This is a genomic window from Calothrix anomala FACHB-343 (genome assembly GCF_014696435.1).
In the GTDB taxonomy this organism is placed as follows: domain Bacteria; phylum Cyanobacteriota; class Cyanobacteriia; order Cyanobacteriales; family Nostocaceae; genus Aulosira; species Aulosira anomala_A.
The window spans coordinates 41,783-55,262 of the sequence record NZ_JACJQG010000069.1 but is presented as its reverse complement, the minus strand read 5'-3'; the positions used below and the strand labels follow the sequence as shown (position 1 = coordinate 55,262).

At 35.9% G+C, this 13,480-nt stretch carries 7 protein-coding genes and 1 pseudogene; all 8 read left to right on the top strand.

The features are described from left to right. Positions 1–150: 150 nt before the first annotated feature. Positions 151–399: pseudogene (locus H6G08_RS38375) on the top strand (phosphopantetheine-binding protein); the annotation flags it as partial. A 102-nt stretch (positions 400–501) separates the two neighbouring features. After that, positions 502–1,356 (top strand): 3-hydroxyacyl-CoA dehydrogenase family protein, encoded by an 855-nt coding sequence (locus tag H6G08_RS29490; protein ID WP_190549590.1) that lies wholly within the window; start codon positions 502–504, stop codon positions 1,354–1,356. A gap of 22 nt (positions 1,357–1,378) precedes the next feature. Next, positions 1,379–1,627: an acyl carrier protein gene (locus tag H6G08_RS29485; RefSeq protein WP_190549589.1), complete on the top strand. Its 249-nt coding sequence runs from the start codon at positions 1,379–1,381 to the stop codon at positions 1,625–1,627. Further along, positions 1,624–2,808 carry an acyl-CoA dehydrogenase family protein gene (locus H6G08_RS29480; RefSeq protein ID WP_190549586.1) on the top strand — a complete coding sequence of 395 codons (1,185 nt, stop codon included), beginning with the start codon at positions 1,624–1,626 and terminating at the stop codon, positions 2,806–2,808. Before H6G08_RS29485 ends, H6G08_RS29480 begins: the two co-directional genes overlap by 4 nt. A gap of 189 nt (positions 2,809–2,997) precedes the next feature. Then, complete coding sequence (locus tag H6G08_RS29475; protein WP_190549584.1) at positions 2,998–4,065, top strand: HAD-IIIC family phosphatase; 1,068 nt, start codon at positions 2,998–3,000, stop codon at positions 4,063–4,065. 50 nt (positions 4,066–4,115) lie between these two features. Beyond that, positions 4,116–10,793, top strand: coding sequence for a non-ribosomal peptide synthetase (locus H6G08_RS29470; protein WP_190549582.1), 6,678 nt, complete (start codon positions 4,116–4,118; stop codon positions 10,791–10,793). Further along, positions 10,790–12,181, top strand: coding sequence for a condensation domain-containing protein (locus H6G08_RS29465; RefSeq protein WP_190549580.1), 1,392 nt, complete (start codon positions 10,790–10,792; stop codon positions 12,179–12,181). Before H6G08_RS29470 ends, H6G08_RS29465 begins: the two co-directional genes overlap by 4 nt. Positions 12,182–12,217: 36 nt before the next feature. After that, positions 12,218–13,474, top strand: a complete 1,257-nt coding sequence (ectB, locus tag H6G08_RS29460) for a diaminobutyrate--2-oxoglutarate transaminase (protein ID WP_190549578.1) — start codon at positions 12,218–12,220, stop codon at positions 13,472–13,474. The last annotated feature ends 6 nt before the right edge of the window (positions 13,475–13,480 follow it).

Genomic DNA, 13,480 nt, shown 5'->3' with positions numbered 1-13,480 from the left:
TCTGTGTCAAGTAGAACAAGGTTTTTGTTCATTGTTTGGATGAATTTTTTACTGCTTTTTGCCTTTTTATTTCATTGTTTAGCATAACAAGTCCTAAAGAACCAAAATGCTTATGCTCCACCTACTAACGAACTAGAGCAAAAACTAGTTGAAGTTTATCAACAGTTTCTCGGTATTGAACAAATAGGAATTCATGACAGCTTCTTTGCATTAGGTGGCGACTCATTAACAGGAACAGTCTTAATTTCGCAACTGCGCACAATTTTTCAAATTGACTTCCCAGTACGTCTTTTGTTTGAAGCTCCAACTATTGCTGAATTCGCCTTAGTAATTGAAGAAATTCTCATCGAAGAATTAGAAAAATTAGAAGAAACATCTGATATGCAACTGTCAACCTAACAATTTTTAGTATATGTAGGGTGCGTTATCACGAAGTGTAACGCACCGCATTATCTAAATTTAATAAATTACAAAAATGTCAATCTATTCAGGATAACAATTATGAAAATTCAAACTGTCGGTGTGGTTGGTGCAGGTGTCATGGGTATAGGAGTCGCCCAAAATCTTGCGCAAACAGGCCATGATGTAATTTTGGTAGATATTAAAGCAGAAATTCTCGATAAAGCCCAACAAGAAATTAAAAACAATATTCGCTTCCAGTCTTTATTTCAAAAAACAGACAAAACAATTAATCTAGAAGAAGTTATTAACAGAATAGAATTTTCAACCGACTATAAACTTTTAGAAAATGCTGACTTTGTTATAGAAAATGTCACCGAAAAATGGGATAATAAAAAACAAGTATATTCCTTAATAGATGCCATCTGCCCAGCAGATTGTGTATTTGCTGCTAATACCTCCGCAATTCCCATTACCCGCATTGCTTCGGCTACGAAACGTGCCGATAAAGTGCTTGGTATTCACTTCATGAACCCCGTACCCATGAAGCCAATGGTAGAGATGATTCGCGGCTACCATACTTCAGAAACCACAATTGAGATAGCCCAAAAAATGCTAGCTCAGATGGGTAAAGAATGGGTAATTGTTAATGATTCACCCGGTTTTGTTTCTAATCGCGTATTAATGTTAACTATTAACGAAGCTGTTTTCTTATTACAAGACCAAGTTGCAACAGCAGCAGATATAGATAAAATCTTTAAAGGCTGTTTTGGTCATAAAATGGGGCCTTTAGAAACAGCAGATTTAATAGGCTTAGACACAATTTTATTTTCTATTGAAGTTTTGTATGAAAACTTTAACGATAGTAAATATAGACCATGTCCTTTACTCAAAAAAATGGTAGATGCTGGACTATATGGAAGAAAAAATGGTAAAGGCTTTTATGTATATCAATAGTAAATAGGAAGCAATCAGCAAAATGAATAAAATACAAACTCAAATTAAAGCATTTCTTTCAAGATTTTTTGGTAATCATGACTTGCAAGTTGACGAAGATATTTTTACGCTAGGCTTTGTTAATTCCATGTTTGCGATGCAGCTTGTTTTATTTATAGAGCAAGAATTTCAAATTAATATAGAAAACGAAGACTTGGAATTTGATAATTTTCGTACTATTAATTCTCTCGCTAATTTAGTTGAGCGAAAAACAGCAAAAATAGTCTTATGAAACTAGAACTAACTCCGCAACAAAAAAGTTATCAAGCTGAAATTAGAGCTTTGGTAAATGAGGAAATATTTCCTGAAGCTGGTGAATGGGATAGAAAAGAATTTACTCCCCCTGAACTAATCAAAAAAATTGCTCAACGTGGTTTTCTTGGCGCTGTATTACCACAAGAATATGGCGGTGAAGGAATGGACATGATTAGTTACGGTATTCTCAACGAAGAAATTGGCCGGGGATGTTCTTCTATACGGAGTTTGCTAACAGTTCATAATATGGTTTCTCAGGCTTTATGCAAATGGGGAAGTAAATCTCAAAAAGATTATTGGCTCCCTAAACTAGCATTGGGAGAAATTATAGGTGCTTTTGCATTAAGCGAACCGAATGTAGGTAGCGATGCTAAAAGTGTAGAAACAACAGCAACATTTACAGGTAATGCTTATATTTTAAATGGAAGAAAAAAATGGATTACCTATGGACAAATAGCAGATGTATTTTTGGTATTTGCTAAATGTGACGGTAAACCAACTGCTTTTTTAGTCAAAAAAAATAATCCAGGTCTTTTGATAAAACCGATGTCTGGTATTTTAGGTACTAGAGCATCAATGCTAGCAGAATTGCAGTTGAATAACTGTGAGGTAGCAGCAGAAAATTTAGTCGGTAAATTAGGTTTTGGCTTTGCTTACATTGCTGCTTCTGCCCTTGATTATGGTAGATATAGTGTAGCCTGTGGTTGTGTAGGTATTGCTCAAGCTTGTTTAGAAGCTTGCATTCAATATACTAGCGATCGCAAACAATTTGATGTCTACCTCAAAGAACATCAATTAATTCGCCAAAAGATAACTCAGATGATAGCTAACATCAAAGCTGCAAGATTGTTATGTTATCAAGCCGGTTATCTCAAAGATATTAACCATCCTAACTCGATTATAGAAACTTCTATTGCTAAGTATTTTGCATCTACCGCAGCAACTAAAATAGCTAATGATGCTGTGCAAATTCATGGCGGAAATGGTTGTAGTAGTGAGTATCCTGTGGAACGGTATTTACGGGATGCCAAAGTTATGGAAATTATTGAAGGTAGCACTCAAATTCAAGAAATTACCATTGCTGAATCAGGATATCAAGATTATTTTATTTCCAGCGTTTCTAGTGATTGGGAAGGTAAATTAATAAGGAGGGTTTAGGGTAATAATTTTTTGCTTGAGTGAGGTACAGAATTAATATTTTTTAACGCAGAGGGGCGCAGAGTTAATCGCAAAGTTTCGCGGAGGTTTGTTCAGTTTTATACGTAATGCATTAAGTATTTTAGAGGGTGAGTAAAGGCTATATTTTGCATTAATGATGAGATAGGAAAAGAATAGAGAAGGTTCACAATGATTAGTACTCAAGAAACAAATTTGAATAGTCAACAAGAAGATAAAAAAGTTATTAAATGTGTTGTTTGGGATTTAGATAATACTTTATGGCACGGGGTTTTATTAGAAGATGAAAAAGTTGCTTTACGAAGAGATATAGTAAATATTATTCAAACTTTAGACAAGCGGGGAATTTTACAATCTGTTGCTAGTAAGAATGATTATGCAACAGCTATAGCTAAATTGGCAGATTTTGGACTGAAAGATTATTTTTTATATCCCCAAATTAACTGGAATTCTAAGGCGGCTTCTATCAAAGAAATTGCCAAATCATTGAATATTGGACTCGATGCGATCGCCTTTGTTGATGATCAATTATTTGAACTCGAAGAAGTCAAGTTTTCTGTACCAGAAATTATTTGTATTAATGCTGATAAAATTGCTAATATTCTCGATATGGCTGTGATGAATCCCCGGTTTTTGACGGAAGATTCTGCCATGAGAAGATTAATGTATATTAGTGATATTGAACGTCAAAATGCTGAGAAAGATTTTATCGGCACAGCCGAAGAATTCTTGGCTACGCTCAACATGAATTTTACTATATCCTTGGCACAAGAAGAAGATTTACAACGCGCAGAAGAATTAACCTTACGCACTAACCAATTAAATACAACTGGTTATACATATTCCTATGATGAACTCAATAATTTTCGTAATTCCAAAAACCATAAATTGTTAATTGCAACTTTAGAAGATAAATATGGAAGCTACGGAAAAATCGGTTTAGTATTAATTGAATGTCAAGCGGATATTTGGAAAATCAAGCTTTTACTCATGTCTTGTCGCGTGATGTCAAGAGGTGTGGGAACAGTGATGTTGAATTATGTCATGAGTTTAGCTAAAAACAATAATGTCCGCCTCCTAGCAGAATTTGTATCTAATAATCGCAATCGCATGATGTATATATCTTATAAATTTGCTGGCTTTAAAGAAGTTGCTAGTAATGATGCTGTGATATTACTGGAAAATGATTTAACCCGGATTCAGCCTGTACCTGCATATATTAAATTTCAGGCGAATTAATTTCTGAGAGATGGGAATGGGTATATATATTTCAAAAATTATGCATGACTATGAATAACAAAAAAAATGAAATTTCTCTGAGACGTTCTCAACTATCACCAGCAAAACAAGCACTTTTAGAAAAACGCTTGCGAGGTGAACTTAAACTAGATAAACCAGAAAAATTTATTCCCCGTCGTTCTCAACATAATCCTGTTCCTTTATCTTTCTCTCAACAACGGCTATGGTTTTTGGCACAATTAGAGCCAGACAACCCATTTTATAATATATCTGCTGTAGTTCGTCTCCAAGGAAAACTAAACTATCAGGCTTTGCAAGATAGTTTGCAAGAAATTATCAACCGCCATGAAGTTTTGCGCTGTAATTTTCAAACTATTGAAGATAAACCTGTAGCATTTATTCATTCTTCAAAAACATTATTTATTACATTAATTGATATTAGCGAACTAGCGATAAATCAACAATCAGCAGAAATCCAAAAACTAGCATCACAAGAAGCAAATCAACCATTTGATCTCAACGATGATTTGTTATTAAGAGCCAAGTTAATACAGCTAAATCCAACAGAGCATATATTATTATTTACCATGCATCATATTGTTTCTGATGGTTGGTCAATAGGTGTATTAATACATGAATTATTAGCGCTATATCCAGCTTTTTGTGAAGATAAAACTTCATCCTTAGCTGAACTACCAATTCAGTATGGAGACTTTGCTATTTGGCAAAAAGAATACTTACAAGGAGAAGCACTAACATCTCAAAAAAATTACTGGAAACAACAATTAGGCGGCTCTTTACCAGTCTTACAACTCCCACAAGATTATCCTCGCCCGGCGGTACAATCTTATAAAGGGAAAACCCATACTTTCACTATTCCTAAATCTTTAACCACCGCAATCAAAGCACTGAGTCAGCAAGCAGGCGCTACTTTATTTATGACATTGCTGACTGCTTTTAAAATTCTACTTTATCGCTACAGTCAACAAGAGGATATTATTATTGGGACTGCGATCGCTAATCGTAATCTTCCCCAAATTGAAAAGTTAATCGGTTTTTTTGTCAATACTTTAGTGTTGCGAACTGATGTCAGTGGTAATCCGAGTTTTCTCGATTTATTAGCAAGAGTTAAACAGACAACATTAGATGCTTATACCCACCAAGATTTACCTTTTGAACAGTTAGTAGAAGAAATTCAACCAGAACGCAATCTTAGCCATAACCCGCTTTTTCAAGTTTGGTTTTCCCTTAATAATAGCCCTATGCCAGCTTTGGAAATAGGAGAACTAACTTTAACTATATCAGGTACAGAAAGTGCAACGGCTCAGTTTGATTTAAGCCTAGATATGGTAGAACAGCAAGAAGAAATTATAGGTAAATTTGAATATAGTAGTGATTTATTTAATGCAGATACTATTAACCGTATAACCGAACATTTTCAGACTTTGCTAGCAGGAATTATTGCTACTCCACAGCAGAAAATTGCCTCATTACCCCTGCTAACAGCATCTGAACAGCAGCAGTTATTACAACAGTGGAATAATACAGAAGTTGCCTATCCTGTTGATAAATGCATTCATGAATTATTTGAAAAACAGGTAATAAAAACACCAGAAAAAATAGCAGTAGTATTTGCAGACAGTCAATTAACCTATCAAGAGCTAAATATTAAAGCCAACCAACTAGCCAGATTTCTCCAAAATTTAGGAGTTCAACAGGGAGAATTCATCGCTATTGTCAAACAACGGGATATTAACTTTCTCATCGCTATACTGGCTATTTTCAAAGCAGGTGGAGTCTATGTTCCCATTGATAGCACTTACCCAGAATCGAGAATTAGATACATGGTATCTAACAGTGAAGTTAGATTTTTGTTAACAGATTCTAGCTGGCAAGATACTCATTTATTTATAGATTGTCCGCAATTAAAGCATTTAATATTTTTAGACAGTAAAGCTGACCAAAAATTACTTGCACAAACCAAAAGTATCAAAATATATAACCAGTTGAATTTTGCTCACCTAGCAACAGAAAACTTAACAACAAATCATACTGGTGTTGCTCCAGCTTATATGATTTATACATCCGGCTCAACTGGGTCTCCCAAAGGAGCAATTATTAGGCATGGTGGCGCAATTAATCATATTTATGCTCAATTTGACGCTCTAAAATTAACAGAATCATTAACTTTTATCCAAAGTGCGCCTGCTTCTTCAGACATTTCTGTATGGCAATTTTTAGCACCTATTTTGATTGGTGGCAAAACTATCATAGTTGATACAGACACAGTTTGTAGCCCTAGCGAATTATTTCAAGTTATTCAAAAACACAATATTACTATTGTTGAATTAGTCCCGGTCGTTCTCACCGCTTTACTAGATTATGTTGCTAATTTATCCCCAGAGCAAAGATTATTACCAAATCTTCAATGGATGATGGTAACAGGAGAATCTGCATCAGTTCCACTCGTAAATCGATGGTTGCAACTTTACCCAGACATCAAAGTTGTTAATGCTTACGGCCCTACCGAAGCTGCTGATGATATTACCCAAATGATTATTGACCAGCCTTTACCAGAAAATTCTCTGACAGTTCCCATTGGTAAACCTTTAGCAAATCTCAATCTGTATATTCTCGATTCACAAATGCAATTAGTTCCAATTGGTGTACCTGGGGAAATTTGTGTTTCTGGATTTGGCGTTGGTTTAGGCTATTGGAAGAACGAACACAAGACTAATTTAAGCTTTATTCCTAATCCCTTTATTTCTACTGCAAAACCTTTACCAGGAACTAATACAGATTTTATTTATAAAACTGGTGATTTAGGTAGATGGTTAAGTGATGGTAATATTGAATTTCTTGGACGTATAGATAATCAAGTCAAAATTCGTGGTTTCCGCATTGAATTAGGAGAAATTGAAGCAGTTATTAAGCAACATCCAAATGTGGGTGAAGCTGTGGTTATTGCTAGAGAAGATATTCCCGGCGATCGCCGCTTGGTTGCATATTTTGTACAACATTCTCAGGAGCAATTAGCCATAGACTTACGGGAATTTCTTGAGCAAAAACTCCCTGAATATATGATACCTGCTGCTTTTGTGGCATTAGAAGCATTACCAATCACACCTAATGGTAAGTTAGATCGGCGGGCATTACCAGCACCAAAAATCACACAATTATCATCCCCATCAGATTTTATTGCACCTTCGACAGCAATTGAAAAGCAGCTTGTCAATATCTGGACAGAAATATTAGGAATTGACAATATAGGCATTCACCATAATTTCTTTAATTTAGGAGGACATTCTTTACTTGCAACTCGTTTGATTTCCCAAATAAGACAAACTTTTCAAATAGAACTTCCTTTACGGCGAATATTTGAAAAACCCACAATAGCCGGGTTAGCTAAAGATATTGAAAAAGCCACTAAAACTAACTCGCAGGTTGAAGAAATAAAGATTACACGAATTGCGCGATCGCCTCATTTACCCTTATCCTTTGCGCAACAGCGATTCTGGTTTTTGGCTCAGTTAGAAATGCACAGTTCTGCTTATAATATGCCCAGTGCTGTGCGTTTACAGGGAAACCTGAATATCAAAGCCTTACAACAAACTTTTCAAGAAATTTTACGCCGTCACGAAGCCTTACGCACTAATTTTCAAACTATAGAAGGGCAACCTGTGGCGGTTATCTTACCACCAGATGTAGTACAATTGCCCATATTAGATATTAGTAATTTACCTGCCAATCAACAAGAATTAGAAGTTAAAAAACAAACGACAGAAGAAGCACAAATACCATTTGATTTAAATAATGGTTGCTTACTGCGAGTCAAATTATTGCGCCTGAGCGAACAAGAACATATATTACTTTTGACAATGCATCATATCGCCTCTGATGCTTGGTCAACAGATATTTTACTGCGTGAATTTGTCACTTTGTATCAAGCTTTTTGTCAAGCACAACCCGCACCATTAGCTGAATTACCCATTCAATATGTCGATTTTGCAGATTGGCAGCGACAATGGTTACAAGGAGAAAGACTAGAATCGCAGATATCTTACTGGCGACAGCAGTTAAAGGGTGTACCAGAATTATTAGAGTTACCAACAGATTTTCCTCGTCCCCCCATTCAAAGCTTTCAAGGTGCTACATACAGTTTTAAGTTACCCCAGCAGCTATCTGTAGGCTTAAATCAGTTGAGTCAGCAACAGGGAACTACCTTGTTTATGACCTTGCTAGCAGCTTTCCAAACCCTATTATACCGTTACACAGGTAGCGAAGATTTGGCGATCGGTTCGCCAATTGCTAACCGCGATCGCATCGAGCTAGAAGGGCTGATTGGACTATTTATTAATACCCTTGTACTGCGAACTAACTTAGCTGGAAATCCCAGTTTTATTGAATTACTAAAACGGGTGCGAGAAGTTGCTTTAGGTGCTTACGCTCATCAAGATTTACCTTTTGAGTTGTTAGTAGAAGAACTACAACCTCAACGCAATTTAAGCCATACACCCCTATTTCAAGTGATGTTTGTGCTGCAAAATGCATCGATGTCAGCTTTAGAATTACCTGGCTTAACTTTAAATTATTTACCTGTTGACAGTGGTACTGCCAAATTTGATTTAACCCTAGATATGACAGAAACTATCGAGGGTTTAGTTGCTAATTTTGAATACAATAGCGATTTATTTCAAGCAAGCACAATCAAGCGGATGGCAGGGCATTTCCAAACCTTACTAGAAGGAATTATCGCCAATCCACAACAGCGTTTATCTCAGTTACCATTGTTAACAGCATCTGAAAAGCATCAACTATTACAACCGTCACACAACACAGAAATTACCTATCCTGTTGATGAATTTATCCATGAACTATTTGCACAACAAGTAGAAAAAACACCAGACGCCGTTGCAGTTGTCTATGAAAATCAACAATTAACCTATCAAGAACTCAACGCCAAAGCAAATCAACTCGCTCATTATTTACGTTCTCTAGGAGTCAAGCCAGAAGTATTAGTTGGGATATGTATCGAGCGTTCTTTAGAAATGGTAATTGGGTTATTAGCAATTCTCAAAGCTGGTGGTGCTTATATACCCCTTGACCCTAATTATCCCCAACAAAGGTTAGAATATATATTAGAAGATACCCAAGCTTCAGTATTACTAACTCAAGCCTCATTACTAGAATTATTACCACAGCATCAAGGGCAAATAGTTTGTCTAGATAGTGATTGGCATCTCATAGCCCAACAAAGCCAAAATAGTTTATCTTCTGAACTCACAACTGAGAACTTAGCTTATATTATTTATACTTCTGGTTCTACAGGCAAACCAAAAGGTGTACAAATTCCTCACATGGCTCTGAGTAACTTTTTGTACTCCATGAAACAAGCCCCAGGATTAACATCTCAAGATAAATTACTAGCAGTTACAACATATTCTTTTGATATTGCCGCCTTAGAAATTTTTCTACCTCTCATAGTTGGTGCTTGTTTAATAGTAGCTAGTCAAGAAATTATCGCTGATGGCATCCAATTGTTAGCAAAAATCAAAGCATCAAAAGCAACAGTCATGCAAGCTACACCAGCGACATGGCAGTTACTTTTAGCCGCAGGTTGGGATGAAAATCTTCAATTAAAAATTCTCTGTGGTGGAGAAGCTTTATCTGCACCTTTAGCGAGTCAATTATTACAAAGATGTAGTTCTTTATGGAATATGTATGGCCCGACAGAAACCACCATTTGGTCAGCCGCTAGCCAAATAAAAACTGTTAACAAAACAGTAACCATTAGTTCCCCAATTGCTAACACACAACTTTACATCCTTGACCAATATAATCAGTTAGTTCCTGACGGTGTACCAGGGGAATTATGTATTGGTGGAGCAGGACTAGCTAGAGGTTATTTCAACCGTCCAGATTTAACAGTAGAAAAATTTATCCCTCATCCTTTTAGCGATCGCGCATCAGCACGTTTATATAAAACTGGCGACTTAGCGCGGTATTTACCCAATAGAGAAATCGAATATCTTGGTCGAATTGATAACCAAGTAAAAATTCGTGGTTTCCGCATTGAATTAGGAGAAATTGAGGCAGTTATTAGCCAATATTCAGGAGTGCGAGAAACTGTTGTTACGGTACGAGAAGATTCAGCTTCTCAACGTCTAGTAGCTTATATTGTCCCCACAAAAGAGCTAACACCAAATATTTCTGAACTACGCAATTTCTTAGAGACAAAGTTGCCAAACTACATGATACCAGCAGCTTTTGTCACATTAGAAGCATTACCACTTACTCCTAATGGTAAAGTTGACCGCAAAGCCCTACCTGCACCGGATATAGCAAAACTTGGAGTAAATCAGGAACTAGTAAAACCTCGTAATTTTGTAGAAACTAAACTGACTGAAATTTTTACAGAAGTTTTGGGTGTGGATCGAGTAGGAATTTTCGATAACTTTTTTGAATTAGGTGGGGATTCTATTGTGGCGATTGTCGTCATCACTAAAGCTAATCAAGCTGGGATAAAACTAACTGTTAAACAATTATTTCAACATCAAACAGTGGCAAATTTGGCCAGTGTAGCTGTTACCCAAAATGTAATTCAAGCAGAACAAAAAGTTACGAACAAGGATACATCTGCTCACTTCTCCAAAGCCAACTTGAATCAAACAGAACTTGACCGATTTTTAGCAAAAGTCAAACGAACAAGTAAAAATCAAAAAATATGAGAGAAGACATTCAAGATATATACCCACTATCTCCCATACAGCATGGTATTTTGTTTCATGCTCTGCACGCCCCTGAACTGGGACTTTACCACATGCAGGACATCTACACTTTTAAAGGCAATCTCAATCGTTCTGCTTTTGAACGTGCTTGGCAACAATTATCAGCCCTACATACAGTATTACGCACTAGTTTCTATTGGGAAGAATTAGAAAAACCATTACAAGTTGTACATGACCAAGTCGAAGTCCCTATAGAATACCAAGATTGGCGGGAAATTGCGCCAGATGCACAGCAAGCAAAATTAAAGTTTTTTCTCAAGAGCGATCGCCTGCGGGGTTTTGATTTTTCCCAAGCGCCTCTAATCCGCCTAGCTTTGTTTCAAGTAGAAGATAAAGTTTACTACTTTGTCTGCGTTTGGCATTTGATTATTCTTGATGGCTGGTCTATTCCCTTTTTATTAAAGGATGTTATTGAAATTTATGAAGCATATTCCCAAAATCAAGATGCGCCTTTAATTTCTGGTAGTTGCTTTGGAGACTATATTAATTGGTTACAACAACAGGATTTATCTCAAGCAGCAGAATTTTGGCGACAGCAACTTAGAGAAGTCACAGAGCCTACTTCTTTAGCTAATCTTTATTCCCAGAAATTATCTAATTTAGAAGAACGCTACGAGGATATACAAATTAGCTTATCGGCAGCAACTACAAAAAATTTAGAAACATTAGCAAGACAACATCACTTAACTATAAATACCCTTGTTCAAGGAGCTTGGGCGATACTTCTATGTCACTATAGTGGCAAAAATAATGTTATCTATGGCTGTACTTTTTCCGGTCGCCCAGTAGATTTACCAGGAGCAGAGTTAATGGTAGGAGAAATGGTGAATACCTTACCAGTAAACATCAAGGTAAATATGGATGATGATTTATTACCTTGGCTGCAAGAATTACAAACTCAATTAGTAGAAATTCGGGAATATGAATACTACCCCTTGGTAGATGTGCAAAAGTGTAGTCAAGTAAGAGGAAATCTGCCATTATTTGCTAGCTTTGTTGTATTTGAAAACCAAAAAACAGGCAGATTTTTGGAAGAATGGGGAAGTTTAAATATTTCTGAACATAATTCTTTTTACAAAACTAATTATCCTTTAACGATAGTTGGATATCCTGGTTCAGAACTGACAATTGGCATTAATTACGACTTCCAGCTTTTTGCGGCAGCAACTATTGTAAATATCCTGGAGCATCTGAAAATATTACTCGAAAATATGGCGGATAATCTGAATTTAACTATTCAGGAATTATTGTCTTTAACAGAGCAAACACTCCATCCTGAATTAGTCATACTCAAAAACCAAATGTCATTAAATTTCGATTTTGTTTAAGTCAATTCAATTATTGTCATCACAGTAGCCAAAACCATGAATATTTTTGAAAAATGTGAATCAAACGTCAGAAGTTATTGTCGCAATTTCCCGACAATATTTCATCGGGCTAAGGGTTCCATTGTTTATGATGAATCAGGTCAAGAATATATAGATTTTTTTGCAGGTGCGGGTGCTTTAAACTACGGACACAATCATGACTATATCAAAAATCAAATTATATCTTATTTAAACGCAGATGGAATATCACATGGTTTAGATATGTATACTTCTGCAAAAGAGAAATTTTTAGCAAAATTTAATGAGACAGTATTAACTGCAAAACAGCTAGATTATCGCATTCAGTTCTGCGGCCCGACTGGAACTAATGCGGTAGAAGCAGCTTTAAAATTAGCGAGAAAAGTCAAAAAGAATCCAGGTATATTCTCTTTTATGGGAGCTTATCATGGCATGACTTTAGGTAGTTTAGCAATTACTGCTAATAAGGGAATTAAGGCAGGTACAATTGGCACCTTAAATAATGTCACCTTTATGCCTTACCCCTACGGATTTATGGAGAGTTTTGACACTATAAAATATATAGACTCAGTTTTAAATGATGTCAATTCGGGTATAGAAAAACCAGCCGCAATTATCTTTGAAACAGTGCAAGCTGAAGGGGGAGTGATTGTTGCTCCCATTGAATGGATGCAAAGATTGCGAAAGTTGTGTGACGAGCATGATATTTTATTAATCTGTGATGATATTCAAGTTGGTTGTGGTAGAACAGGCGCTTTCTTTTCTTTTGAAAGAGCAGGTATAGTTCCCGATATGGTCATACTATCTAAATCTATTAGTGGCTATGGATTACCAATGTCACTACTATTAATTAAACCAGAATTAGATATATGGGAACCAGGCGAACATAACGGTACTTTTCGTGGTAATCAATTAGCATTTATTGGAGCTACGGCGGCTTTAGAGTATAGAGAAAGTAGTTCTTTGGAATTAGATGTTAAAGAAAAAGAGCTTTTTTTAAAAGAATTTTTGAATCAAGAAATAGCAGCAATTAGCGAAAACATAATCATCCGGGGAATTGGCATGATTTGGGGTATTGATGTTCAAAATTTCGGCGGTAAAAATTTTGCTAAAAGCATAACATCACGTTGTTTTGAACTAGGATTAATAGTTGAAACGGCAGGTAGAAATGATACGGTAATTAAAATTTTACCTCCTTTGGTAATTGATATGTTTACTTTACAAAAAGGTTGTTTAATCCTCAAGCAAGCTTTTAAGGACTGTCTACAAAATTAAGTAATT